This is a genomic window from Streptomyces sp. NPDC048584 (assembly GCF_043199595.1).
Taxonomy (GTDB): Bacteria; Actinomycetota; Actinomycetes; order Streptomycetales; family Streptomycetaceae; genus Streptomyces; species Streptomyces edwardsiae.
Window position 1 is genome coordinate 51,273 of sequence record NZ_JBICWF010000001.1, and the last position, 24,124, is coordinate 75,396.

At 71.3% G+C, this 24,124-nt stretch carries 22 protein-coding genes and 1 pseudogene; 12 read left to right on the plus strand and 11 right to left on the minus strand.

Features of this window, described 5'->3' with window-relative positions:
* Window positions 1-1,215, plus strand: a complete 1,215-nt coding sequence (locus ACGFR9_RS00240; RefSeq protein ID WP_393201242.1) for a saccharopine dehydrogenase family protein — start codon at window positions 1-3, stop codon at window positions 1,213-1,215.
* Here ACGFR9_RS00240 and mmpA read toward each other — a convergent pair.
* The 3 genes from mmpA to ACGFR9_RS00255 all read right to left on the minus strand — a co-directional run bounded on the left by mmpA (window position 1,188) and on the right by ACGFR9_RS00255 (window position 2,615).
* A complete protein-coding gene (gene mmpA / locus ACGFR9_RS00245; RefSeq protein ID WP_393201245.1) occupies window positions 1,188-1,334 on the minus strand; it encodes a morphogenic membrane protein MmpA in 147 nt (48 codons plus the stop codon). The two genes, ACGFR9_RS00240 and mmpA, sit on opposite strands and share 28 nt — an antisense overlap.
* Before the next feature lie 207 nt (window positions 1,335-1,541).
* Entirely contained in the window at window positions 1,542-2,234 is a 693-nt protein-coding gene (locus tag ACGFR9_RS00250; protein WP_393201248.1) for an endonuclease V, read from the minus strand.
* A 57-nt stretch (window positions 2,235-2,291) separates the two neighbouring features.
* The gene (locus ACGFR9_RS00255; protein WP_393201251.1) at window positions 2,292-2,615 is read right to left on the minus strand and encodes a plasmid stabilization protein; all 324 of its coding nucleotides are present in this window, start codon (window positions 2,613-2,615) and stop codon (window positions 2,292-2,294) included.
* Window positions 2,616-2,859: 244 nt separating this feature from the next.
* Between ACGFR9_RS00255 and ACGFR9_RS00260 the strand changes: the two genes are divergently transcribed.
* Window positions 2,860-3,273: an SsgA family sporulation/cell division regulator gene (locus ACGFR9_RS00260; protein WP_393201254.1), complete on the plus strand. Its 414-nt coding sequence runs from the start codon at window positions 2,860-2,862 to the stop codon at window positions 3,271-3,273.
* A 431-nt stretch (window positions 3,274-3,704) separates the two neighbouring features.
* On the opposite strand, the gene ACGFR9_RS00265 is transcribed toward ACGFR9_RS00260, so the two are convergent.
* Complete coding sequence (locus tag ACGFR9_RS00265) at window positions 3,705-4,316, minus strand: GPP34 family phosphoprotein (protein ID WP_393201257.1); 612 nt, start codon at window positions 4,314-4,316, stop codon at window positions 3,705-3,707.
* Between the two features lie 307 nt (window positions 4,317-4,623).
* Between ACGFR9_RS00265 and ACGFR9_RS00270 the strand changes: the two genes are divergently transcribed.
* From ACGFR9_RS00270 to ACGFR9_RS00280, 3 genes and pseudogenes are all read left to right on the plus strand, one after another.
* Window positions 4,624-6,240, plus strand: a complete 1,617-nt coding sequence (locus tag ACGFR9_RS00270; protein WP_393201260.1) for an ABC-F family ATP-binding cassette domain-containing protein — start codon at window positions 4,624-4,626, stop codon at window positions 6,238-6,240.
* Between the two features lie 151 nt (window positions 6,241-6,391).
* Window positions 6,392-7,201, plus strand: a pseudogene (gene ddaH / locus ACGFR9_RS00275) (dimethylargininase).
* A 201-nt stretch (window positions 7,202-7,402) separates the two neighbouring features.
* Complete coding sequence (locus ACGFR9_RS00280; protein ID WP_393201263.1) at window positions 7,403-8,380, plus strand: acyl-ACP desaturase; 978 nt, start codon at window positions 7,403-7,405, stop codon at window positions 8,378-8,380.
* Here ACGFR9_RS00280 and ACGFR9_RS00285 read toward each other — a convergent pair whose 3' ends face one another.
* From ACGFR9_RS00285 to ACGFR9_RS00300, 4 genes are all read right to left on the minus strand, one after another.
* Complete coding sequence (locus ACGFR9_RS00285) at window positions 8,381-8,626, minus strand: WhiB family transcriptional regulator (protein WP_030219100.1); 246 nt, start codon at window positions 8,624-8,626, stop codon at window positions 8,381-8,383.
* Window positions 8,627-8,747: 121 nt separating this feature from the next.
* Entirely contained in the window at window positions 8,748-9,542 is a 795-nt protein-coding gene (locus ACGFR9_RS00290) for a VOC family protein (RefSeq protein ID WP_393201266.1), read from the minus strand.
* Window positions 9,543-9,731: 189 nt separating this feature from the next.
* Entirely contained in the window at window positions 9,732-10,745 is a 1,014-nt protein-coding gene (locus tag ACGFR9_RS00295; RefSeq protein WP_393201269.1) for a LacI family DNA-binding transcriptional regulator, read from the minus strand.
* An 86-nt stretch (window positions 10,746-10,831) separates the two neighbouring features.
* On the minus strand, window positions 10,832-11,818 hold the full coding sequence (locus tag ACGFR9_RS00300) for a multicopper oxidase domain-containing protein (RefSeq protein WP_393201272.1): 987 nt from the start codon (window positions 11,816-11,818) through the stop codon (window positions 10,832-10,834).
* Window positions 11,819-12,019: 201 nt separating this feature from the next.
* Between ACGFR9_RS00300 and ACGFR9_RS00305 the strand changes: the two genes are divergently transcribed.
* Both ACGFR9_RS00305 and ACGFR9_RS00310 read left to right on the plus strand, forming a co-directional pair.
* The gene (locus tag ACGFR9_RS00305) at window positions 12,020-14,530 is read left to right on the plus strand and encodes a ThuA domain-containing protein (protein WP_393201275.1); all 2,511 of its coding nucleotides are present in this window, start codon (window positions 12,020-12,022) and stop codon (window positions 14,528-14,530) included.
* Window positions 14,531-14,553: 23 nt separating this feature from the next.
* Window positions 14,554-16,746 (plus strand): OmpL47-type beta-barrel domain-containing protein, encoded by a 2,193-nt coding sequence (locus ACGFR9_RS00310; RefSeq protein WP_393202723.1) that lies wholly within the window; start codon window positions 14,554-14,556, stop codon window positions 16,744-16,746.
* 14 nt (window positions 16,747-16,760) lie between these two features.
* Here the strand turns inward: ACGFR9_RS00310 and ligD are convergent, their stop codons facing one another.
* Window positions 16,761-17,786, minus strand: coding sequence for a non-homologous end-joining DNA ligase (gene ligD, locus ACGFR9_RS00315; RefSeq protein WP_393201278.1), 1,026 nt, complete (start codon window positions 17,784-17,786; stop codon window positions 16,761-16,763).
* Window positions 17,787-17,860: 74 nt separating this feature from the next.
* Here ligD and ACGFR9_RS00320 point away from each other — a divergent pair, with 74 nt between their 5' ends.
* Complete coding sequence (locus ACGFR9_RS00320; RefSeq protein ID WP_393201281.1) at window positions 17,861-18,928, plus strand: ATP-dependent DNA ligase; 1,068 nt, start codon at window positions 17,861-17,863, stop codon at window positions 18,926-18,928.
* Window position 18,929: 1 nt separating this feature from the next.
* Here the strand turns inward: ACGFR9_RS00320 and ACGFR9_RS00325 are convergent, their stop codons facing one another.
* Window positions 18,930-20,120, minus strand: coding sequence for a zinc-dependent alcohol dehydrogenase (locus tag ACGFR9_RS00325; RefSeq protein ID WP_393201284.1), 1,191 nt, complete (start codon window positions 20,118-20,120; stop codon window positions 18,930-18,932).
* A gap of 199 nt (window positions 20,121-20,319) precedes the next feature.
* Here ACGFR9_RS00325 and ACGFR9_RS00330 point away from each other — a divergent pair, with 199 nt between their 5' ends.
* Window positions 20,320-21,339, plus strand: a complete 1,020-nt coding sequence (locus ACGFR9_RS00330; RefSeq protein WP_393201287.1) for a DUF3048 domain-containing protein — start codon at window positions 20,320-20,322, stop codon at window positions 21,337-21,339.
* Between the two features lie 10 nt (window positions 21,340-21,349).
* Here ACGFR9_RS00330 and ACGFR9_RS00335 read toward each other — a convergent pair whose 3' ends face one another.
* Window positions 21,350-21,814, minus strand: a complete 465-nt coding sequence (locus tag ACGFR9_RS00335) for a MarR family winged helix-turn-helix transcriptional regulator (protein WP_393201290.1) — start codon at window positions 21,812-21,814, stop codon at window positions 21,350-21,352.
* A 134-nt stretch (window positions 21,815-21,948) separates the two neighbouring features.
* Between ACGFR9_RS00335 and ACGFR9_RS00340 the strand changes: the two genes are divergently transcribed.
* From ACGFR9_RS00340 to pcaH, 3 genes are read left to right on the plus strand one after another with little or no spacing between them, the layout of a single operon-like run.
* Entirely contained in the window at window positions 21,949-22,704 is a 756-nt protein-coding gene (locus ACGFR9_RS00340) for a CoA transferase subunit A (protein ID WP_393201293.1), read from the plus strand.
* Window positions 22,704-23,348, plus strand: a complete 645-nt coding sequence (locus ACGFR9_RS00345) for a CoA transferase subunit B (RefSeq protein ID WP_393201296.1) — start codon at window positions 22,704-22,706, stop codon at window positions 23,346-23,348. The genes ACGFR9_RS00340 and ACGFR9_RS00345 overlap by 1 nt, the downstream gene beginning before the upstream one ends.
* Window positions 23,345-24,124 carry a protocatechuate 3,4-dioxygenase subunit beta gene (gene pcaH, locus ACGFR9_RS00350; protein ID WP_393201299.1) on the plus strand — a complete coding sequence of 260 codons (780 nt, stop codon included), beginning with the start codon at window positions 23,345-23,347 and terminating at the stop codon, window positions 24,122-24,124. Before ACGFR9_RS00345 ends, pcaH begins: the two co-directional genes overlap by 4 nt.

The following is a 24,124-nucleotide window of genomic DNA, read 5'->3' on the forward strand; positions in this document are numbered from 1 at the left end:
ATGAGCAGGCTGAACAGGGCGGACCGTCCGTACGACATCGTGCTCTTCGGGGCGACCGGCTTCGTCGGGACGCTCACCGCGGAGTACCTCGCGGCCCATGCCCCGGCCGGGCTGCGCTGGGCGATCGCCGGCCGTGGCACGGAGCGGCTGGAGCGGCTGCGGGAGCGGCTGCCCGGCGGCGCGGAGATCGGGCTGCTGCGGGCGGACGTGTCGGACCCGGCCTCGCTGCGGGCCCTCGCCGAGCGGGCGCGCGTGGTCGCCACGACCGTGGGCCCCTACGTGGAGTACGGCGAGGAGCTCGTCGCCGCCTGCGCGGACACCGGGACGGACTATGTCGACCTCACGGGTGAGCCCGAGTTCGTGGACCTGATGTACGTGCGGCACGACGCACGCGCGCGGGAGACCGGGGCCCGGCTGGTGCACGCGTGCGGCTTCGACTCGGTGCCGCACGACCTGGGCGCGTACTTCACCGTGCGGCAGCTGCCCGAGGGGGTGCCGCTGACCGTGGACGGCTTCGTGGCCGTCGACGCGGCCTTCTCGGGCGGAACCCTCGCCTCCGCGCTGAACCAGTTCGCCCGGCATCGCGGGCTGCGCGCGGCGGCCCTGGACCGGCGGCGCCACGAACCGCGGCCGGCGGGCCGCCGGGTGTCGGCCCCGGCGGGCGCGCCACGCTACGCGCCGGAGGTCGGCGCCTGGGCCCTGCCCCTGCCGACGATCGACGGGCAGATCGTGCGCCGCTCGGCGAGGACGCTCGACCGGTACGGTCCCGACTTCCGCTACCGGCACTACGCGGCCGTCCGGCGGCTGCCGATGGCGGTGGGCGGGGTGGCGGCGGTGGGCGCGCTGGCCACGGCCGCGCAGCTGCCGTGGCTGCGCCGCCGGCTTTCGGACCGGCTCGCGCCCGGTGCCGGCCCCGGCCCCGGGAAGCGCGCGCGGAGCTGGTTCTCCGTCCGCTTCGTCGGCGAGGGCGGCGGGCGCCGGGTGTACACGGAGGTCGCGGGCGGCGACCCCGGCTACGACGAGACGGCGAAGATGATGGCCGAGGGAGCCCTCTGCCTGGCCTTCGACGACCTGCCGCCGACGGCCGGGCAGGTCACGACGGCGGCGGCGATGGGCGACGCCCTCACCGAACGCCTCCGCGCGGCGGGCATCCGCTTCCGCGTGGCCGCGACCCGGCAGGACGAGGGCTACAACGGCCACTCGACCAGTGTGTAGATCATCCCGACGATCCAGCCCAGCCCCGCCAGTACGGCGAGGCCGAGCCCGACGGTGACGGTCCGCTCGACGGGCCGTCCGTCGGCGGTGACGGGCTCGGGTGCGCGGTGCGTTGTCATGTACGGCAGCCTGCCGGGGCGGCGGCGGCCGGACATCCGTACGCGTACTCAGTCCGCGGCTGAGTGCCGTACCGCTCGGAACGGGACGTCCGCCCAATCCTCCGGGTCCGCGTCGATCTCGCGCGGCAGCCGGCCGAACGGCTCACCCTCCCTGAGCACCCGGCTGTACTCCGCCGGGATCCACTCCCCGTCGATGTCGGGGAGCGGTCACAGCACGGCGGCCTCGCGCAGTGCGCGGCGGCAGAGGGCGTCCGCGCGGCGGGTGGTCTCCGGGAGGCGGTAGGCAGGGGTCAGGGCGAGGGTGTGCGCGCAGCCGTTGTCCAGGCTCACGCGGTGGCCGACCGAGACGAAGACCGGTTTGACGGCGTCCCTGGTGCGCAGGGCGCGGCCCACCTCCTCGTCGCCGGCGAGCAGCGGGGACGTGCTGCCGCGCGGGGTGCCCGGGTCGTCGTGGCGGAAGGTGAAGGGGTTCTTGGCGACGCCGATCGTCGGCAGTCCGGTGAGGACGCCGAGGTGGCTGGCCAGTCCGAAGCGGCGGGGGTGGGCGAGGCCGTAGCCGTCGCAGACCACGAGGCCGGGCGGGCACGGCAGTGCGCCGAGGGCCGCCAGCACGGTGGGAATCTCACGGAAGGCGAGCAGTCCGGGGACGTACGGGAAGGAGATCCGTCCGACGGCCGTGGACTCGGCGACGACGTCGAGGGTCGCCGCGTACAGGACGACAGCCGCCGCGGCGACGACGTCGCGTTCGTCGTCGTACGCCACGTCGACGCCGGTGACATGGCCCGTGCCGGGCGGCGGGCCCGGTTCGTCGAGCACCACGCGTGTGCGCAGCCCGTCCTGGACGGCGCGGGCGGCTTCCTCGGTCACGGGCCAGCCGGCCGGTGTGCTTACGGTCGTCATGGTGCCGCCGAGCCTACGCGGCGGATGCGCTCCGCGCGGAGGGTGCCCGGCGGAGGCTCACTTGCCCAGCGCCCGCCGGAGCTGGCTCTTGTTCATGTTCGAACGGCCCTCCACGCCGCGCTTCTTGGCCTCCTCGTACAGCTGGTCGCGCGTGGGACCCTGGGAGCCGGTCCCGGACCGCAGGCCGCCCCGCCTGCCGGACGACATGTCCTCGGTGGAGGTACGGCTGGCCGTCTTCGACTCGCCGGCCCTGGCGCGCTCCTTGTTCACGGTCCGGGCCGCGATCTCCTCGGCCCGTCCGGTGCTCTCCCCCCGGTCCTCGGCGCTCTCCTTGATGTGCTCGTACTGACGCTCCCGCTTGGGGCTCGACCCGCGTGGCATGTCCGCTCCCTTTCTGTCGCGTACGGCCGGCGTACCGGTGACGGGTACCCGCGTGGGCGGGGCCATGCCGCGTGTCAGCGCCCCGCGAGGCACGCGAGGAGAGTCGTGTCACTCGGGTGCATGAAGGCGGTGACAGAGGTCACTCGCCTTTCGTGTGCACGGAATGGCTGATTCCGTCGTCTCTACAAGTAGCCGATCCGTTCCGCCCGGAAAGCTTGTCCAGCCGTCACGAGGGAGCAAGGCGTTGTCCATCGTCATCGAGCAGACCGTCGAGGCCCGTCTCGTCGCCGCAGCGCCGCGGATGCCGAGCATTCCCGCCACCCTGCTGTACGACCGCGACGACCCGTTCGCCGTCCACATGACCTTCCCCGCGCCCGCCACCCTTGAGGGTGTCGAGGTCTGCTGGACTTTCGCGCGCGAGCTGCTCGCCGCGGGGATGGAGGAACCCGAGGGCGAGGGCGACGTACGGGTGCGGCCGTACGGCTACGACCGCACCGTGCTGGAGTTCCACGCCCCCGAGGGGACCGCCGTCGTGCACGTCCGCTCGGGTGAGCTGCGCCGCTTCCTGGAGGCCGCCGGCGAGCTGGTACCGGCGGGCCTGGAGCACCTCCGCCTCGACCTCGACCACGAACTGGCGGAACTGATGCGCGACGCGTGATGACCGGCCGCCCCTCGTCGGCGGCCCCGCCACGGTCCCGGGTGGACGGCCCCGGGACCGCCGCCCCCGCCCCCGCGCGGGGGCGGCGACGGCTCGCGCGGGTCGGCACGCCGGTGCCCCGGGTGGACGGTCCCGGGGCCGGTCGCCGAGAACGCCGTCGGCCGAGGCCGCGCGCAGCTCTCACGCGATCGTCCCGGCGGCGGGTGTCACGCGTGGTACGCGGGGCTCTGGCCGCCTGGGCCGGCGGCCCTCGCGAGGGGCGGTTTCCGGGCTCGGGGCAGACGCCTTCTCTCGCCCCCGCCGCCCCTTCCCGTCCCGAACCTGGGGCTCCGCCCCAGACCCCGCTCCTCAAACGCCGGAGAGGCTGGAAGTTCCGCTCCCCAGACGCCTGAGAGGCTGGGAGTTGCCGGGTCTTGAGGGTGCTTCGTTTCTCACACGCCTGAGAGGCTGGAAGCTGTCAGGGCTGCGCGAAGTTCGTGGAGGATCGCCTCGTACCCGGGCATCGCCGTCGTGGCGCGGTGGGCCAGGGCCTCGGCACGGGAGGGCGACGGGGGTGGCAGCAGGCCCGCTGCCAGGGCCAGGGTGAGGGTGGTCGCCGTTGGTTCGGGGACCGTCTCGGGCGGGGTGGCGAGGATGTCCCCCGCTTCCCGGCGCAGGGAACGGAACCGGCGGGCGTCGGACACCACGTGTTCCACCGACGGGAACAGTCCGAGGACCCGGTGTTTCTCCGCGCGGAGCACGCCTTCGGCGACCAACTGCTCCCGGACCGCGTCCAGGGTGTACCGCGCGTGCAGCTTCACCCAGACGCGCCAGCGGTGCGGGCGGGACTCGGTGACCAGTTCGAGAAGCCCGTCGAGGACCGCGTCCCCGGTGCGGGAGTCGAGGTCCAGCGGTGTGGCGATGCCGTCGTCGTCGGTCAGCAGCCCCCGCCGGGCCAGTGCGGCGAGGGCCCCGGCCCGCACCACGGGGGCCTGCCGGGACGGGTCGGCGTCCCAGGCCAGCAGACACAGGCGGGCCGGCAGCGAGAGCGGGCCGTCGGGCACGGGGCCTCCTCGGGGCGATGACGATGACGTGGTGCTCCGAAATTCCGTTGACAGCCCTTCGGGGCACTCCTACGGTGTTCAGCGGTCCTGTTGCCGTCGAATGGAGAAGGACGTTGCTCGTCTGAGGTTCTGAGACACCGCGTCACACCACAGGTGTGTGTACGTCGCGTGCGACCTCGGCGTTCGAGCCGTCCTTGCGGAACAGGGCTCCTCCCATGCCCAGGCCTTCCCGGCCGCCGGTCCCCGTCGCTGCGGTGTCTCGATACGCGTTTGCCCCTGATCGCCCCGAGCAACCGCGGAGGCCCGCATGTCACCATCCATCACCTGTACGTCCCTCGCCTTCACCTGGCCCGACGGCACCACCGTCTTCGAGGGCCTCGACGCCGCCTTCGGCCCCGGCCGTACCGGGCTCGTCGGCGTCAACGGGTCCGGCAAGTCGACCCTGCTCAAGCTGATCGCCGGCGAACTGCGCCCGGCCGACGGCGTCGTCCGGGTCGCCGGCGAGGTCGGCTACCTGCCGCAGAACGTGACGCTCGACACCGCCCTGCGGGTCGACGAGGCGCTCGGCATCGCCGCACACCGTGCGGCGCTGCACGCCATCGAGGCCGGCGACGTGGCCGAGGAGCACTTCGAGACCGTCGGCGATGACTGGGACGTGGAAGAACGCGCCCTGGCCACGCTCGGCGAACTCGGCCTCGGCCACATCGGCCTCGACCGCACCGTGGGCGAGGTGTCCGGCGGTGAGTCGGTGCTGCTGCGGCTGGCCGCGCTGCTGCTGCGCCGCCCGGACGTGCTGCTGCTCGACGAGCCCACGAACAACCTCGACGTGTACGCCCGCAAGCGGCTGTACACGGCCGTCGCGGGCTGGCCCGGCGTCATGATCGTGGTCAGTCACGACCGTGAACTGCTGGAACTCGTCGACCAGATCGCGGACCTGCGCTCCGGGGAGGTGACCTGGTACGGCGGCGCCTTCTCGGCGTACCAGGAGGCGCTCGCGGTCGAACAGGAGGCCGCCGAGCGCATGGTGCGCGTCGCCGAGGCGGACTTCCGCAAACAGAAGCGCGAACTGGTCGACGCCCAGGTCAAACTGGCCCGCCGTAAGCGGTACGGACAGAAGATGTTCGAGCAGAAGCGCGAGCCGAAGATCGTCATGGGGGCGCGCAAGCGCGCGGCACAGGAGTCCGCGGGCAAGCACCGCATCATGCACGAGGAGAAGCTCGCCGAGGCCAGGGAACGGCTCGACGACGCGGTGGACGCCGTACGGGACGACGACGAGATCCGCGTCGACCTGCCGTACACGGCCGTACCGCCGGGCCGCGGCGTCCTCACGCTCATGGACCTGGAGCTGGCGTACGGCGCCCGGGTGAACGGCGGTCTCGATCTGCGCGGCCCGGAGCGGGTGGCGCTGATCGGGCGCAACGGCGCGGGCAAGACGACGCTGCTGCGCACGGTCGCCGGGGAGCTGGAGGCCGTCTCCGGCGAGGTGCGCGCCCATGTGCCCCTGCGGTTCCTGCCGCAGCGGCTGGACGTCCTCGACCCGGAGCTGAGCGTCGCCGAGAACGTGGCCCGGTTCGCGCCGGCCGCCACCAACAACCGGGTACGGGCCCGGCTCGCCCGCTTCCTGTTCCGGGGCGCCCGCGCCGACCAGAAGGCGGCGACGCTCTCCGGCGGCGAACGCTTCCGGGCGGCCCTGGCCGCGCTGATGCTGGCGGAGCCCGCGCCGCAGCTGCTGATGCTGGACGAGCCGACCAACAACCTCGACATGGCGAGCGTCCGGCAGCTGACCTCGGCGCTGGAGTCGTACGAGGGAGCCCTGGTCGTGGCCAGTCACGATCTGCCGTTCCTGGAGTCCATCGGGATCACCCGGTGGCTGCTGATGGAGGAGGGAGAGCTGAAGGAGATCGAACCGGAGGACGTCGAGTAGGCGGCCGGGGCGGTTACCGGCGGTACGGATTTGTGTCGGCCGGGGTGGTCCGGTCCGCACCGGCCCTGCATGATGGCTGGGCCGGAACCCGGGGAGCCTCCCCCGGCCCGGCCGCGTCCCCACACGTCCCGTCCGATGCGGAGTCCCCCTCGTGCCCAGCAAGAAGGCCCTCGTCCGCCGCCCTTCCCCCCCGTCTGACCGAGGGGCTGGTGACGCACGTCGAACGGGAAGGCGTCGACATGGACCGGGCGGTGGAGCAGTGGGAGGCGTACACGGAGACACTGCGCGCCCACGGCTGGGAGACGATCGAGGTCGACCCGGCCGACGACTGCCCGGACTCCGTGTTCGTCGAGGACACGGTGGTGATGTACCGGAACGTGGCGCTGATCGCCCGCTCCGGCGCCGAGTCCCGCCGCACGGAGACCCTCGGCGTCGAGGAGGCCGTGGCGTCGCTCGGCTGCTCGGTGAACTGGGTCTGGGAGCCGGGCACGCTGGACGGCGGCGATGTGCTGAAGGCCGGCGACACGGTCTACGTCGGCCGGGGCTGGGGGCACCTCCCACGCCTTTAAGGCAGTGGGGGAGGACCAACGCGGCCGGGGTACGGCAGGTGCGGGCCGCGTTCGAGCCGTTGGGGGCGCGGGTGGTCGCCGTACCGGTCGCCAAGGTGCTGCATCTGAAGTCGGCCGTCACGGCGCTGCCCGGCGGGACGGTCATCGGGCATGTGCCGAACATGGACGCGCCGGCGTTGTTCCCCCGTTTCCTTCCGGTTCCGGAGCCGGCCGGGGCGCATGTGGTGCTGCTCGGCGGGGACAGGCTGCTGATGGCGGCGAGCGCGCCGAAGACGGCGGAGCTGCTCGCGGACCTCGGCTACGAGCCGGTCCTGGTGGACATCGGGGAGTTCGAGAAGCTCGAGGGCTGTGTCACATGCCTCTCGGTCCGGCTGCGGGAACTGTATGCCTGACAGCCGGCATCTTCACCCGTACGGCTCAGCCACCTGCGGCTCCGCACCCCTGGACGGCGCTTCGGGGACCCCGCTGATCAGGGGTCTTTACGGCGCTCTTAACCTACGGCTACGTAACCTACGGACTCGTAGCCTACGATGCCGTAGGTTCCCGGCCCGCTCGCCGGTACTTCCGTATTCTCCCGTCCCCTGGAGTCACCCGTGTCGCTCACTTCTCCCCACCTGGGCAGCCCTTCGGTCTGGACCGACGCCCGGCTGTTGTACGCGCTGGAGGAAGTGGTCGAGAAGGAGCTCAACCGGCATCTGAAGGTCACCAAGGACTGGATGCCGCACGAGTACGTGCCGTGGAGCGACGGACGCAACTTCCCGGGCTTCTTCGAGGACGGCGAGGCCTGGGACAAGGAGCAGTCGAAGGTCACCGAGGTCGGCAAGATCGCCCTGGTGGTCAACCTGCTGACCGAGGACAACCTCCCCAGCTACCACCACGAGATCGCCACGCTGTTCGGCCGGGAGGGCGCCTGGGGCACCTGGGTGCACCGCTGGACGGCCGAGGAGGGCCGGCACGGCATCGTGATGCGGGACTACCTGCTCGCCTCGCGGGCGGTGGACCCGGACAAGCTGGAGCAGTTCCGCATGTCGCACATGAGTGAGGGCTTCGAGTCGGACAACCGGCACTCGATGCTGCACTCGATCGCCTACGTCGCCTTCCAGGAGCTGGCCACCCGCATCTCGCACCGCAACACCGGCCACCAGTCCGGTGACCCGGTCTGCGACCGCATGCTGGCACGCATCGCGACCGACGAGAACCTGCACATGGTCTTCTACCGCAATCTGCTGAAGGCGGCGTTCGAACTCGCCCCGGACCTCACGATGCAGGCGGTGCGCGATGTCGTGGTGAACTTCCGGATGCCCGGACACGGGATTCCCGGGTTCGAGCGGGCGGCCGCGCAGATGGCCATCGGCGAGGTGTACAACATGCGCATCCACCACGACGACGTGCTCCAGCCGGTGCTGCGCTTCCTGAAGATCATGGAGATCGACGGGCTGGGCCCCGAGGGGCTCAAGGCGCAGGAGGAGCTGGGCCTCTTCATGGGCGGCCTGGACGCGGAGGCGTCGAAGTTCGACGAGAAGCTGGCGGCTCGCAAGGCCCGTATGGCGGCCCGCGCGCAACACGTCTAGTCAGCGGCCCGTTCGGCGCAGTTCCAGGCGTTCCTTCTCGGACATGCCGCCCCAGACGCCGAACCGCATGTCGTGGGAGAGGGCGTACTCGAGGCACGTCGCGCGGATCGGGCACAGGCCGCAGATCCGCTTGGCGTCACGGACCGAGCTGCCCGGCTCGGGGAAGAAGAAGTCTCCCCCGGTCTGCGCGCACAGCGCCTCCTCCTGCCAGGCGAGGTCGGGCGACGGGAACGTTTCGGTGTGCATGACCGGAAGCGTGCCGGGCGGCGAAAAACGTTCGCTCAACGCGGGATCAACGCGGGGATTCGCGTGACCGCATGATGATGTCGGCGGGACACCCGGCGCGCACGGCGGCGCGCCGGGTCTTTCACGTCTGGCGGGGGTCGCCCTTGATGACGGCGAACCGTGCGCCGTACGGGTCCTCCAGGCGGGCCAGCCTGCCGACGCCGGCGAGGGACGTGGCGGGCAGGCGCACCCGGCCGCCCAGTTCCACGGCCCTGGCGACGACGGCGTCCGTGTCGTCCACCCCGAAGTACGGCAGCCAGTGGGGCTCGCCGGTCTCCGGTCCGGCGAGGTCGTCGGCGGGCGGGACCAGTCCGCCGAACATGCCGTCCTCGCCCGTCCCGGCGGGGTTGACGGAGGTGTAGACGCCGCCCGGGAAGGCCACCGCCGAGGTCTCCCAGCCGAGGACGGAGTGGTAGAACGCGGCGGCGCGGGCGATGTCCGGGGTGCAGAGCTCGACCCAGCAGAGCGAGCCGGCCTCTCCGGCCACTTCCAGGCCCTTGCGCTGCGCGGGCTGCCAGACGCCGAAGGGGACGCCGGTCTGGTCGGCGAGGATCGCCATGCGGCCCTGCCGCATGACGTCCACGGGTGGGACGGGGACGCTGCCGTGGGCCTGTCGGGCGGCCTCGGCGGTGGCGTCGGCGTCGGGGGTCCGGAAGTAGACGGTCCAGGCGGGTGGGCCCTGTTCGGGGGTGGTCCGCATGCCGCCGGCGACGATGCGGTCGGCGAGCCGGAAGAAGCCGTAGCCTCCGGCGTCGGGGCCGGCGGAGGCGAACTCCCAGCCGAAGAGGGTGCCGTAGAAGTGGGCTGCGCCGTCCATGTCGGCGGTGCCGACGTCGATCCAGTTGGGGGAGCCGTCGGTGAAGTGGGTGGTGAGCATGGTGCCTCCTCCCTGGCGAGTGTTCCACCGTTGGGTGACCGTCACCGCCGGGGCGGGGCGGACGGGTGGGGGTTCTACTCGCCCCCGCCGCCCCTTCCCGTCCCGACACCGGGGCTCCGCCCCGGATCCCCGCTCCTCCAACGCCGGAGAGGCTGAGTTCAGCCTCTCCGGCGTTCGAAGACCCTCGTGTCACGCTGACGCTCGCCGCACCAGCGTCGTCGGGAGGATCAGACCGTCGGCATCGGCGCCGTCGAGGTCGCTCAGGAGGCGACGGGCCATCAGCCGGCCCATCTCCTCTATGTCCTGACGGACCGTCGTCAACGGCGGATCCGTCTGTTCCGCGATCGGCAGCATGTCGTCGAAGCCCACGACCGCCACGTCGTCCGGCACCCGCCGCCCCTGCTCACGCAGCACCCGCAACGCCCCCGCCGCCATCAGATCGTTCGCCGCGAACACCGCGTCCAGCGACGGGCACCGCTCAAGAAGCAGCCGCATCGCCCGCTCACCCCCGCCCGGCGTGAAGTCCCCCTCCGCGACCAGCGGGGGATCCGCGTCCCCCATGACGTCCCGGAACCCGTCCAGCCGGTCCACCGCCGCCGTCTGGTCCAGCGCGCCGGTGATGTGGGCGACGCGCCCGCGGCCGAGGCCGAGCAAATGCCGTACGGCGTCACGCGCGCCGCCCCGGTTGTCGCTGTCGACGTAGGACACGCCGCCCTGGCCGCCGTTCCAGTCGGGCCGGCCGCCGTACACGGTGGGCAGACCGGCCCGCTGGATCAGCTGGGGCAGCGGGTCGTCGATGTGCAGGGAGAACACCAGCGCGCCGTCGACATGCCCGCCCGCCAGGTAGCGGCCGACGCGCGCGTGGTCGTCGCGGTCCTCGGTGAGCAGCAGGACCAGCTGGTTGTCGTGGGCCGTCAGTTCCTTGCTGATGCCGCGCAGCTGCCGGGCGAAGAAGGGGTCGGCGAAGACCCTGGTCTCCGGTTCGGCCACGATGACCGCGACGGCGTCGTGCCGCTTGGTCACCAGGCTGCGGGCCGCCTGGTTCGGCACGTACCCGAGTTCGTCCACCGCCCGCCTCACCCGCTCGGCCAGGGGTTCGCGCACCCCGTCCGAGCCGTTGACCACGCGGGAGACCGTGGCCCGGGAGACCCCGGCCCGCGCGGCCACGGCCTCCAGGGTGGGGCGCGGCACTGTGTCGGTCACTGTCAGGGCTCCTCACCTGCGGCTGCGGGCAAGGATAGCCCCGCCCCGCCACGGGCGAGAGCGCTCTCGGATCAACGTCCGGTGCGTCAGTGCTCGTGCTCGTGGGTCTCCTCGGCGGCCGCCCCGTGCGCGTGTTCGTGGGGGTCGTAGCCCGGGATCGTACCGTCCGGCTTCTTCACCAGGAACAGGCCGACCATGCCCATGTCGGAGTGGCTCTGGACATGGCAGTGGTACATCCAGGCACCCGCTCCGACCCCTTCCCCGGCGATGATCTGGAAGCCGAAGGAGTCGGCGGGGCCGCAGATCTTGGTGTCGATGACCTGGCTGGGGTCGTCGGGCCCGGTGAGCATGCCGGTGCGGTTGTCGGCCCAGCGGTGACCGTGCATATGGAAGGTGTGGTAGAACTCGCCGTGCGTGATCATGACGATCTCGACGCGATCCCCCACCGTGGCCTCGAAGTTCGGCCCGGTGTGCGCCGGCTTGTTGTTGATCGACATGTCGTTGAAGACGATGGTGTGGGTCGCGTCCGGCAGTACGTCGCCCTTGCGGCGCACGATCACCGGCCCGTACAGCCCGTTGCGAATGCCGCCGGTGCCGTGCACCGTGCCGACCACATGGTCGTGGTAGTGCCAGTAGCCCGCGCTGCCCGACCGCCAGGTGCCGTCGGAGCGGCGGCCGGGCTTGTGGGTGCGCCAGGTGTAGGTGCGGGTGCCCCCGGGCGGGACGTCGCTCTTGTTCTGCTGGGTGCCGTCGCTGGAGATCTCGTAGTCCAGCCCGTGGACGTGCAGGCTCACGGGCACGTCCATGGTGTTCTCGAACTCGACGTGCAGGGTGTCGCCTTCGTTGAGCTCGATCAGCGGTCCGGGGATGGACGCCTTGCCCTTCTCGAGGCCGTAGCCCATCTGTCCGCCGCCGAGCCGCTCGGCGTACAGCTTGATACGCCGCACCTCGCCCCCGGCGGGCGCGGTCTTCGCCGGTGTGGCCGCGCTCACGGCCTCGGGCGCGATGGACAACGATGTCGCGACGGCAGCGCCGCCCAGCAGTACGCGTCGGTTGAAACCGCGTCTGTCCATGCCGAACTCCCCACGTGGCTGTCATGAACCTGTGAAACCGTAGCGGCCGCCCCCTCGTTTATCCACACTCAGGACAAAGTTCGTGTCATCTCTGCGATAGGTATTGGCGTGTGGCGCAAAGAGGTCTAGCTTCCTTGACGCTGTTGCTGCGACCGAGGAGGGGTGGGTGGCCACGTGCGGTCCACATCGCATCAAGAACCCATGCGCTTACGAGGGCTGAGCACGAGAAGCACCACGAGCGCACGAAGGACGAGAACCGGACGACGCGCCTGGGCGGCCACCGTGACCGCCGGTGTCGTCGCCGCCGGACTGCTGTCGGGTCCCGCCGCCAGCGCGCGTACGGCCCCGGATCCGTCCCTGACAACGATGTCCATCAAGTCGCCCCCGGGCGGCGCGAACGTACGTGTGCTGCTGTTCTACGGCTCCGCGGCCGCCGGTGACGAGTCACCACTTGTGAACGCCGGGATCGCGGCGATCGAGAAGATCGGGCTGTCCGGTCCGGAGAACCAGCGGTTCAAGGTCACCGCCACGGACGACGCCTCGGTCTTCACCAACGAGAAGAAGCTGGGCCGGTTCAACGCCATCGTGTTCCTGACCGGCGGCGGGGACGTCCTCGACCCGGACCAGGAGGCGGGCCTCGAGGCGTACATGGAGGCCGGCGGCGGTTTCGTCGGTCTGCACGACGCCGCCCGCGCGGAGCCGTACTCGGACTGGTTCACCGGTCTGATCGGCGCCCGCCCGGCCGCCTCCAGCCCCGGCACGGTGCAGCGGGCGACCGTCGAGGTCGGCGACCGGACGCATCCGGCGGCCAAGAGCCTGCCGCAGCAGTGGAAGCGGCCCGACAAGTGGCTCAACTGGGTGAAGAACCCGTCCGGCGACGTGCACACGGTCGCCAGGGTCCGCGAGTCGACGTACGAGCCCGGTGCGAGCGCCAACGGCTGGGACCACCCGGTCAGCTGGTGCCGTGACTACGACGGCGGCCGGTCCTTCTACACCGGGATGGGCGGCACGGTGTCGTCGTACGACGAGACCGACTTCCGTGACCATCTGCGCGGCGCGCTGCTGTGGACCACCCGGCTGGTGCGGGCCGACTGCAAGGCGACCATCACCGGCAACTACAAGGCGGAGCGGCTGACCCAGCCCAACCAGCCGGGCCGGAACGACCAGATCGGCGAGCCGCACGGCCTGGTGGCGGCGCCCGACGGCCGCGTGCTGTACATCGGCCGGGGCGGCGCCGACGCCTCCCAGCCCGTGGTGACCGACTGGAACGACCCGGACATCGGCAAGGGCAGGGGCGAGGTCCACGTCTACGACCCGAAGACGAAGAAGGTGACCCTCGCCGGGGCGCTCACCGTCTTCGGCAACAAGGGCGGCGGCGACGAGCTGCGCAAGGTCGAGGAGGGCCTGCTCGGCATCGAACTCGACCCGGCGTTCGAGCAGAACGGGTGGGTGTATCTGCACTACACCCCGCACTCGGAGATCAACCGGGACACGCACATGGCCGAGCGGCGGGTCTCCCGCTTCACGCTCGACCCGGCCACCGACAAGCTGGACCTGTCCAGCGAGAAGGTGCTGCTGAAGTGGCCGGTGCAGATCCACAGCTGCTGCCACGCGGGCGGCGGGCTGGCCTGGGACTCCAAGGGCAATCTGTACATCGCCACCGGTGACAACAACTCCAGTGGCTTCAGCGACGGTTACTCGGGCAACAACCCGCAGCCCAACTTCAAGGGCGTGTCCTTCGCGGACGCGCGCCGCACCGCCGGCAACACCAACAACCTCAACGGCAAGATCCTTCGCATCCACCCCGAGCCGGACGGCACGTACACCCTCCCCGAGGGGAACCTGTTCACCGGTGAGGAGACCGCCGAGGGCGGCGGCAAGACGCGCGGCGAGATCTATGTGATGGGTGTGCGCAACCCCGCGCGCATCTCCGTCGACCGGCGGACCGACACCCTGTACGCGGGCTGGGTCGGCCCGGACGCCGGCGCCCCGTCGACGACCTGGGGTCCGGCGAAGTACGACACGTTCGCCGTGATCACCAAGGCGTCCAACCGCGGCTGGCCCTACTGCATGGGCAACAAGCAGCCCTACCGGGACCGCAATCTGCCCGACCCGTCGAAGCCGCTGGGCTGGTACGACTGCGACCACCCGAAGAACGAGTCGCCGAACAACGACGGTCTGGTCAATCTGCCGCCGGTGACCGGCAACAACATCTGGTACTCGCCGCAGGGCGGCGGCCCGGACTACCCGCGCGACGCGAACGGCGTCCCGTCGTACGTCCAGGGTGAGGCCACGTACAAGCTGCCCTGGCTGAAGGGCGGCGGACAGGCCGCGATGAACGGCCCGGTCTACCGCTACGACGCCGACAGCGCCAGTGAGGTCAAGTGGCCGGCGTACTGGGACGGCAAGTGGTTCGTCGGTGACTTCTACGACGCCGACCAGCCGCGCAACGCGGTGCTGATGGACCCGAAGACGCAGGGGGACGGCGGTCTTCCGGTGCACTCGGAGTCACTGAAGAAGATCGTGCCGGTCGGCAACGACGGCATCAGGAACCTGATGGGCTGGAAGTTCGGCCCGGACGGCTCGCTGTACGTCCTCGACTACGGCCGGGGCTTCTTCACCTCCGACTCCAAGTCCGCGCTGTGGCGGGTCACCTACACGGGCGGCGGCCCGACCCCGGCCGCCGGTCAGCTGGCGAGGAAGGCCGAGTGAAACCAGTGATACGGCAACGAAGAATATGGGCCGGTCTGCTGGCCGCCCTGCTGATGACGCTCGGTCTGCAGACGACGTCCGCGGCCGGTGACCCCCGGTCCGCGGCCGGCGCGGCGGCGGAGCAGGTCCTCACCTGGACCGCCGGTGACAGCATCACCGACTATGTGTCCGCGCCAGTGACCGCGGTGGCCGGTGCGGCGACGATCGTCTTCGAGAACAGCGCGGCGACGGGCAACACCACCGGAATGCCGCACACATTGACATTCGTGACCTCCGACCCGGAGTTCAACAACGACGTCCAGCTGAACATCCTGGCCAATCCGGCCGACGCCCAGGGCGGGAAGCACACCGCCGAGGTGACGCTCACCCCGGGGCGCTACTTCTACCACTGCACCATCCCGGGCCACGGGGAGATGCAGGGCATCCTCACGGTGACCGAGGGCGGCGGCGGTGACGACACCACCGCGCCCGAGGCCACGGCGAAGGTGACCGGTTCGCAGAACGCGGACGGTGAGTACGTCGGTTCGGCGAGCGTCGCGCTCGCCGCCACCGACGAGGGTTCGGGCGTGGAGCGGATCGAGTACGCGATCGGCGCCGACGGCGCCTGGCAGCCGTACACCGCCCCGGTCGTCGTCGACCAGGTCGGCACGCACACCGTGCGCTACCGCGCGCTGGACAAGGCGGGCAACGTATCGGCGGAGCAGAGCGTCGAGTTCACCGTGGCCGCCCCGCAGTCCGACGACACCACCGCGCCTCAGACCTCGGCGACGGTGGCCGGTGAGAAGAACGACGCCGGTGACTACATCGACATGGCGACGGTCACCGTCACCGCGTCGGACACCGGTACCGGCGTCAACACCATCGAGTACGCGATCGGCGCCGACGGCGCCTGGCAGCCGTACACCGGACCGGTGATGGTGCATCAGGTGGGTACGCACACCGTGCGCTACCGGGCCACCGACAGGGCGGGCAACGCGGCGGCGGCCAAGAGCGTGGAGTTCACGGTCGTCGCCGCTCCCCCGCAGGACACCACCCCGCCGGCGACCGGTGTGACCGTGGAGGGCACCAAGAACTCCGACGGCGCCTACGTCGGTGACGCCAAGGTGACCGTCACCGCCGACGACGGGCACGGAGGTTCCGGTGTCGCCGGTATCGAGTACTCGCTCGACGGCGGCCCCTACCTGGCGTACACCGCGCCCGTGGTGGTCGACCGGGCGGGCCGGCACACGGTCGCCTACCGGGCGAGCGACCGGGCCGGCAACACCTCCGAGCCGCTCGCCGTGAACTTCACGGTGGTGGCGGACGGCGGGGTGCCCGCGCCCAACTGCCCTGAGTACGACGAGCGGTTGACGGTAATCGTCGGCACGGTCGACTCGGGTGTGCCGAACCGGGTCACCAACAGCCGGTGCCGGATCGGTGAGCTGATCGAGGACGAGAAGGAGTGGACCTCCCAGGCGCTGTTCCTCAAGCATGTGAAGACCGTCCTGGACAGGCTCAAGAAGGAAGGGGTCGTCGACCAGCGGGAGTACCGGGCGGTCAACAAGGCGGCCCGTCAGTCCGGCATCGGCAAGCCCGGCCAGACCGACGGCTACCGCAAGATCCTGGACGGCACCCAGGAGTCGTTCGGCAAGTGGGAGCACGTGGGCGGCGGTTCGTTCGCGCTGAACCCGGACGGCTCGATCACCTCCGGCACCTCACGGGGCGGCCTCGGCATGCTGTGGTTCCCCGAGCGCAAGTACGGCGACTTCTCGCTGAAGCTGCAGTGGCGTGATGACGGTCCGGGCACCGTCAACGCCAACTCCGGTGTGTTCGTGCGGTTCCCGCAGGTCCACGACCACCCGGAGGAGCCGAGCCCGGAGTGGGTCGCCATCAAGTACGGGCACGAGGTGCAGGCGTTCGACTCGCCCACCGGCGACATGTACAAGACGGGCTCGGTCTACGGCTTCGACCGGGTCGGTCTGGCCGGCGCGGGCGTGACGCAGAAGGGCACCTGGAACGACTACGAGATCCGGGTGGTGGACCAGCACTACTCGGTCTACCGCAACGGTGTGCTGATCAACGAGTTCGACAACATCGGCGGCCAGGACTTCACCCCGCCGCGCTCGGACGACCCGGGCACGGACGGGCGGCGGTTCGCCTCCGGTTACGTCGGACTGCAGGTGCACAGCACGACGGACGTCGTCTCCTTCAGGGACGTCCGGATCAAGGAGCTGTAGGCACGTCCCCCGGGTCAGGAGGCCGGAGGTTCCGGTTTCCTGGCCCGGCTGGGCTGTACCCGCAGGGGCTCCCCCGGCATCTTCGGATACTCGGGCGGGTACGGCAGATCGCCCAGGCCGTGGTCGTGCTCGTCCCGGCGGGCGAGTTCGAGCAGGGGCTCCAGTGAGTAGGCGTGATCGTCCATGTCCGCGTGCACATCGCCGAGTTCGGCGAAGCGCGCGGGCATGGTCGTGATGTCGAAGTCCCGCGGACGCGCGGCGCCGGTCTCCTCCCAGCGCAGCGGCGCCGAGACGGGCGCGTGCGGGCGGGGGCGTACGGAGTAGGCGGAGGCGATGGTGCGGTCGCGGGCGGTCTGGTTGTAGTCGACGAAGATACGTTCGCCGCGCTCCTCCTTCCACCACTTGGTGGTGACCCGCTCGGGCATCCGCCGTTCCAGTTCCCGTCCGACGGCGATGGCGGCCCGCCGTACCTGGGTGAAGGTCCAGCGCGGCTCGATGGGCACGAAGACATGCAGTCCCCGGCCGCCGGATGTCTTGGGCCAGCCCCGGAGTCCGCCGAACTCGTCCAGTACGGCGCGCAGTTCACCCGCGGCACGGACGGCGTCGTCGTAGTCGGTGCCGGGCTGGGGGTCGAGGTCGAGGCGGAGTTCGTCGGGGTGGTCGACGTCGTCGCGGCGCACCGGCCAGGGGTGGAAGGTGAGGGTGCCGTACTGGGCGGCCCACACCACGGCGGCCTCCTCGGTGGGGCACATCTCGTCGGCGCTGCGTCCGCTGGGGAAGGTGATGTGCGCGGTGGGGATCCAGTCGGGCATGCTCTTCGGCGCGCGCTTCTGGTAGAACCACTCGCCGGTGACCCCGTCCGGGTAGCGCTGCAGGGTGGTGGGCCTCTCGCGCAGGGCGCGCAGGATGCCGGGGGCGACGGCCTGGTAGTAGCGGGCCACGTCGAGCTTGGTGTATCCGGGCTCCGGGAAGAAGATCTTCCCCGGACTGGACAGCCGTACGGTCCGGCCCGCCACCTCGAGTTCCACCGCGTCGCCCATGCGAGCCACCGTAGGCGTAGCGCGCATAGCGCGCACACCGGGCGGTACCGGGCGCGGGCGCGCAGAATCGGGGCATGGATCTGCCCGTGATGCCGCCCGTGAAGCCGATGCTCGCCAAGTCCGTGGCGAAGATCCCGCCGGGGATGCAGTACGAGGCGAAGTGGGACGGGTTCCGGGCGATCGTGTTCCGTGACGGGGACGAGGTCGAGCTGGGCAGCCGTACCGGCAAGTCGCTGACCAGGTACTTTCCCGAGCTGGTGGTGGCGGTGCGGGAGCGGTTGCCCACCCGGTGTGTGATGGACGGGGAGATCGTGATCGCGCGGGAGGGACACCTCGACTTCGACGCGCTGACCGAGCGCATCCATCCGGCGGACTCGCGGGTGCGGACGCTCGCCGAGCGGACGCCGGCCTCCTTCGTCGCCTTCGATCTGCTGGCGCTGGGGGACGAGTCCCTGCTGGAGACCGCGCAGACCGGCCGCCGGGAGCGGCTGGCCGGGGTGCTGGCGGGGGTGCGTCCGCCGGTGCATGTGGCGCCGGCGACGACGGACATCGAGGTGGCGCGGGGCTGGTTCGAGCACTACGAGGGGGCGGGTCTGGACGGGGTGATCGCCAAGCCGCTGGAGCTGCGCTACCGGCAGGACGAGCGGGCCATGTACAAGATCAAGCACGAGCGCACGGCCGATGTGGTGGTCGCGGGGTACCGGTTGCACAAGAGCGGCCCGGTGGTGGGCTCGCTGCTGCTGGGGCTCCACGACGACCAGGGGCGGCTACAGCATGTCGGTGTGTCGGCGGCGTTCCCGATGAAGCGGCGGGCGGAGCTGATCGGGGAGCTGGAGCCGCTGCGGATGGACGACGTGTCGGGGCATCCGTGGGCGGCCTGGGCGGACGAGGCCGCCCACGAGTCGGCGCGGCTGCCGGGCGCGCCGAGCCGCTGGTCGGGGCGGAAGGACCTCTCCTGGGTGCCGCTGCGCCCTGAGCGGGTGGCCGAGGTCGCGTACGACCACATGGAGAACGGGCGGCGCTTCCGGCACACCGCCCGCTTCCGCCGCTGGCGCCCGGACCGCACCCCGGAGAGCTGCACGTACGGGCAGCTGGAGGAGCCGGTCCGCTACGACCTCGCCGAAATCCTCGGCGGCGCCTGAGTCAGGGCCGCATCAGCACCTTGACCGCGCCGTCGCGCTTCTCCTGGAACATCGCGTAGGCCTCCGGGCCCTCGTCGAGGGAGACATGGTGGGTGGCGAAGTCGTCGACGCCGAGCCGGTCCTCGTCGGTGAGGTGGGGGATGATGTCGTCGCTCCAGCGGCGTACGTTCGCCTGTCCCATGCGCAGCTGGATCTGCTTGTCGAACAGTGTGAGCATGGGCATCGGGTCGGCCATACCGCCGTAGACGCCGACGACCGAGATCGTGCCGCCGCGCCGCACCAGTTCGATGGCGGTGTGGAGGGCGGCGAGCCGGTCGACGCTGAAGCGTTCCGCCATCGGGCCGCTGAGTTTGCGGGGCAGGAGTGCCGAGACGTTCTGCACCATGCGGGCGGCCGCGCCGCCGTGCGCCTCGGTGCCGACGGCGTCGATCACGGCGTCGGGGCCACGGCCGTCGGTCCGGTCGCGGATCGCGGTGACGAGTTCCTTCTCGTCGTCGAAGGAACGCAGGTCGAAGGTCTCCACGCCCCGTTCCTTGGCCCGGTCGAGCCGTTCCGGGACCAGGTCGACGCCGAACACCGTCCCGGCGCCCTGCACCTGGGCCACCCGGCAGGCCATGTCGCCGATGGGGCCGAGGCCGAGCACGGCGACGCTGCCGCCCCGCGGGACACCGGCGTACTCGACCGCCTGCCAGGCGGTGGGCAGGACGTCGGAGAGATAGACGAACCGGTCGTCGGACGGCCCCTCAGGGACCTTGATCGGGCCGTACTGCGCCTGCGGGACCCGCAGGTATTCGGCCTGGGCGCCCGGCACCGCGCCGTACAGCCGGGTGTAGCCGAACAGGGCCGCGCCCATGCCCTCGGCGCTGACCTGGGTGGTCTCGCACTGGGTGGGCAGTCCGGTCAGACACATCCAGCAGTTGCCGCAGGCGATCTGGAACGGCACCACGACCCGGTCGCCGGCCTGGAGGTCCGGCACCGCTGCCCCGACCTCCTCGACGATGCCCATCGGCTCGTGGCCGAGGATGTCGCCCGGTGTCATGAACGGGGTGAGTACCTCGTACAGATGCAGATCGGATCCGCACAGTCCGGTGGAGGTGATGCGGATGATCGCGTCCGTCGGCTCCTCGATCCGGGGATCGGGCACGTTCTCCACCCTCACGTCCCGCTTTCCCTGCCAGGTCAGTGCCCTCATCGCCGCCCGCTCCCTTCTGTGCCGGCCGGTGTGCCGCTCGTGCGGTGGGCGTCCGGGTACCCGAGCGGCGGCACGCCGAACCGCGGGCCGCTGGGCCGATCGGCGGACGTCACCGCGCGGGAACGCCTCTGATCGGCTATGGCCAGTGACTATCGGAAAAGCGCACAATCAAGACAACGGATGATATGAGGCGGGCGCGGTGGCGACGGTGGGCACGGGACAAGGGGCGCGCCGACGGCGCGGCACGGGGGCGAGAGCGCTGGTGGCCGCGTTGCTGGCGGCCGGACTGGCGGCGGGGTGCACGGTGTCGCAGGCGCCGGGCGACGACGGGCGCGGATCGCCCCGGCAGTCGTCCGCCGCGCCACGGGAAACGACGCCGAGCGAGCCGGAGAGTGAGCCGGAGACCTCTCCGGTGCTGGCCGTGAAGATCGACAACGCGTTCCCGGCCCGGCCGCAGACGGGTCTGGACGCCGCCGACGTGGTCTATGTCGAGCAGGTGGAGGGCGGACTGAGCCGGCTGCTGGCGGTGTACGCCACCCGGCTCCCGGAGTCCGTGGGGCCGGTGCGCAGCGCCCGTGAGTCGGATCTCGAGCTGCTGCGCCAGTTCGACCGTCCGGTGCTGGCCTTCTCCGGGGCGCAGGGCAAGCTGCTGCCGCTCATCGACCGGGCTCCGCTGGAGGCGGTGACCCCCGAGTCGGCGCCGGACGCCTTCGTCCGGCGCTCTGGACGGTTCGCCCCGCACAATCTGTATCTGCGACCGGACCGGCTCAGGAAGGAGCCGCCCGGCGCGGCCTCGCCGACCACCGGATTCCATCAGGGTCCGGCGCCGGCCGGCGGCAGGACGGACGCCGAGGTGACGGTCCGCTTCCCGGCGGCCCGCTTCACCTTCACCTGGTCCGGCGCCCGCGACGGCTGGCTGGTCTCCATGGACGGGACGCCCGCGCTCACCCCGGAGGGCGAGCGGCTGGCGCCGCCGACGGTCGTCGTGCAGCACGTGAGCGTGCGCCGTTCCCGGTTCGGGGACTTCCTCGGCAACAACACCCCGTACACCGAGACGGTGGGCTCGGGGAAGGCCACGGTGCTGCGTGGCGGGCAGGCGTACGAGGCGCGGTGGAGCCGTCCGACGGCCGGGGACGGCACGTCGTTCACCACCGGCGACGGCGAGGAGGTGAACGTCGCGCCCGGTCAGGTGTGGGTGGTGTACACGGAGACGCCCTGAGCGGTACCGGTCAGTGCGGGGCGGCCAGGGAGGGGGCGGGGTCGCGCAGCCCTTCGGCCGCGTCGGCCACCCTGCGGATCAGGTCGATGAACACCGCCTGTTCCTCGGGGGCGAGAGGGGCCAGCAGTACCTGGTTCATCCGGGCGGTGCGCACGGTCAGCCCGCGGTGGGTGCGTACGCCGTGGTCGGTGAGGCGCAGCAGGAAGCGGCGGCCGTCCTGCGGATCGCGGACCTTGTCCAGCAGTCCGCGCCGCAGAAGCCGGGCGATCACCTCGGCGATGGTGGACCGGTCGAGGCCGACCCTCTCCCCCACGGTGCGCTGGTCCAGGCCCGGTTCGGCGACGAGGGCGTTGAGGACCGCGAACTGCGGCGAGGTGGTCTCCTCGGAGACCATCGTGTTCCACAGCAGGTGGTGCGCCTGCTGGAGCCGGCGGGCGAGGTGCCCGGGATGGGTGGTGAGGTCCACGGCGGCCATGCGCTCCCCCGGTACTTTTGTCAGTGCACTGATCTCTTGCAGGCATCCGAAGAGTACTGGACAGCAGAGCTGTCCCACGTAAATACTCAGTGCGCTGACTAAATCGGTCGTCTCGCTGGGATGGGGTTCCTCGGATGGACAAGGTGGTCGCCTCCGCTGCGGAGGCGGTGGCTGACGTACCGGACGGCGCGTCGCTGGCGGTGGGTGGCTTCGGCCTCAGCGGTGTGCCGAACGTGCTGATCCAGGCGCTGTACGAGCGCGGGACCGGCTCTCTGTCGGTCGTCTCCAACAACTGCGGGGCCATGGAGTCCGGGCTCGCGGTGCTGCTCGCGGCGGGCCGGATCGCCCGGGTGACCGGTTCCTACATCGGCGCGAACAAGGAGTTCGCCCGGCAGTATCTGGCCGGTGAGCTGGAGGTGGAGCTGATCCCGCAGGGCACGCTCGCCGAAAGGCTGCGCGCCGGGGGCGCCGGCATCCCCGCGTTCTACACCCCGGCCGGGGTGGGCACGCAGGTCGCCGAGGGCGGTCTGCCGTGGCGCTACGACGGCTCCGGCGGCGTCGCCGTCGCCTCGCCGGCGAAGGAGGTGCGGGAGTTCGACGGCATTCAGTACGTGCTGGAGCGCGGTATCCGCACCGACTACGCGCTGGTGCGGGCGGCGAAGGGCGACCGGCACGGAAACCTCGTGTTCGGCAAGTCGGCCCGCAACTTCAACCCCCTTGCCGCGATGGCGGGCCGGGTGACGGTCGCGGAGGTGGAGGAGCTGGTCGAGCCCGGCGCGATCGATCCGGACGCGGTGCATCTGCCGGGCGTCTTCGTGCGGCGGGTCGTCGCGCTCACGCCCGACCAGGCGGCGGACAAGCGGATCGAGCGGCGGACGGTGAGCGGCTGATGGCCTGGACCAGGGAAGAGATGGCCGCGCGGGCGGCCCGGGAGCTGAGCGACGGCCAGTACGTCAACCTCGGCATCGGTCTGCCCACGCTCATCCCCGATCACCTTCCGCCGGGTGTCGAGGTGGTGCTGGAGAGCGAGAACGGCATCCTCGGCACGGGCCCGTATCCCACCGAGCCGGAGGTCGACCCGGACCTGATCAACGCCGGGAAGGAGACCGTCACCGTCCTTCCGGGCGCGTCCTTCTTCGACTCGGCGCTGTCGTTCTCGATGATCCGCGGCGGGCACATCGATGTCGCCGTCCTCGGCGCCATGCAGGTGTCCGGGCGCGGTGACCTGGCCAACTGGGCGATACCCGGCAAGCTCGTCACCGGGATCGGCGGCGCGATGGACCTGGTCCACGGCGCCCGCACGGTGATCGTGGTGATGACGCACACCGCGAAGGACGGCTCACCGAAGATCGTGACCGAGTGCGCGCTGCCGCTGACCGGCAAGGAGTGCGTGGACCGGATCATCACCGACCTCGGTGTCCTCGACGTCGCCGACGGCGGACTCGTCCTCGTGGAGACCGCTCCCGGCGTGTCCGTCGACGAGATCACCGCCAGGACCGGAGCCGAACTCACCCTCGGGGAGGGCCTGTCGTGACCGACGTACTCACTCAAGCCGACATCGACCGGGAGATCGCGGCCGAACGCGCCGCGTACGGGAAGCGGGTCGCGGACGGGGCGCCCGTCGAGCACCACCCGCGCCGCGACTACGCCCCGTACCGCTCGTCGGTGCTGCGTCATCCGCAGCGGCCGCCGGTCGCCATCGACGCCGGTAAGGACCCGGAGCTGGTGGAGCTGTCCTCCCCCGCGTTCGGGGAGCGGGACATCACCGTGGTCGACAACGACCTCACCCGGCAGCACCCCGGTGAGCCGATCGGTGAGCGCGTCACCATCTCCGGGCGGCTGCTCGACCGCGACGGCCGGCCCGTGCGCGGTCAGCTGGTGGAGGTGTGGCAGGCCAACTCGGCCGGCCGGTACGCCCATCGGCGCGAGCAGCACGAGGCGCCGCTGGACCCGAACTTCACCGGCGTGGGCCGCACGCTCTCCGACGAGGACGGCTTCTACCGCTTCACCACGGTCCAGCCGGGCCCGTATCCATGGCGCAACCATGTGAACGCCTGGCGTCCGGCGCACATCCACTTCTCGGTCTTCGGCTCGGCGTTCACCCAGCGGCTGGTGACGCAGATGTACTTCCCGAACGACCCGCTGTTCCCGTACGACCCGATCCTGCAGTCCGTCACCGACGACGCGGCGCGGCAGCGGCTCGTCGCGACGTACGACCACAGCCTGTCGGTGCCGGAGTTCTCGCTCGGCTACCACTGGGACATCGTGCTGGACGGGCCGCGGGCCACCTGGATGGAAGAGGGACGCTGA

Coding starts and splice junctions, on each gene's coding strand:
- ACGFR9_RS00300 (WP_393201272.1), bottom strand. CDS start 11,818: ATGGACAGACGCGGTTTCAACCGACGCGTACTGCTGGGCGGCGCTGCC.
- mmpA (WP_393201245.1), bottom strand. CDS start 1,334: ATGACAACGCACCGCGCACCCGAGCCCGTCACCGCCGACGGACGGCCC.
- ligD (WP_393201278.1), bottom strand. CDS start 17,786: ATGGGCGACGCGGTGGAACTCGAGGTGGCGGGCCGGACCGTACGGCTG.
- ACGFR9_RS00290 (WP_393201266.1), bottom strand. CDS start 9,542: ATGCTCACCACCCACTTCACCGACGGCTCCCCCAACTGGATCGACGTC.
- ACGFR9_RS00255 (WP_393201251.1), bottom strand. CDS start 2,615: ATGCCACGCGGGTCGAGCCCCAAGCGGGAGCGTCAGTACGAGCACATC.
- ACGFR9_RS00250 (WP_393201248.1), bottom strand. CDS start 2,234: ATGACGACCGTAAGCACACCGGCCGGCTGGCCCGTGACCGAGGAAGCC.
- ACGFR9_RS00345 (WP_393201296.1), top strand. CDS start 22,704: ATGGCCTGGACCAGGGAAGAGATGGCCGCGCGGGCGGCCCGGGAGCTG.
- ACGFR9_RS00320 (WP_393201281.1), top strand. CDS start 17,861: ATGGATCTGCCCGTGATGCCGCCCGTGAAGCCGATGCTCGCCAAGTCC.
- ACGFR9_RS00335 (WP_393201290.1), bottom strand. CDS start 21,814: ATGGCCGCCGTGGACCTCACCACCCATCCCGGGCACCTCGCCCGCCGG.
- ACGFR9_RS00325 (WP_393201284.1), bottom strand. CDS start 20,120: ATGAGGGCACTGACCTGGCAGGGAAAGCGGGACGTGAGGGTGGAGAAC.
- ACGFR9_RS00285 (WP_030219100.1), bottom strand. CDS start 8,626: ATGCACACCGAAACGTTCCCGTCGCCCGACCTCGCCTGGCAGGAGGAG.
- ACGFR9_RS00340 (WP_393201293.1), top strand. CDS start 21,949: ATGGACAAGGTGGTCGCCTCCGCTGCGGAGGCGGTGGCTGACGTACCG.
- ACGFR9_RS00240 (WP_393201242.1), top strand. CDS start 1: ATGAGCAGGCTGAACAGGGCGGACCGTCCGTACGACATCGTGCTCTTC.
- ACGFR9_RS00270 (WP_393201260.1), top strand. CDS start 4,624: ATGTCACCATCCATCACCTGTACGTCCCTCGCCTTCACCTGGCCCGAC.
- ACGFR9_RS00305 (WP_393201275.1), top strand. CDS start 12,020: ATGCGCTTACGAGGGCTGAGCACGAGAAGCACCACGAGCGCACGAAGG.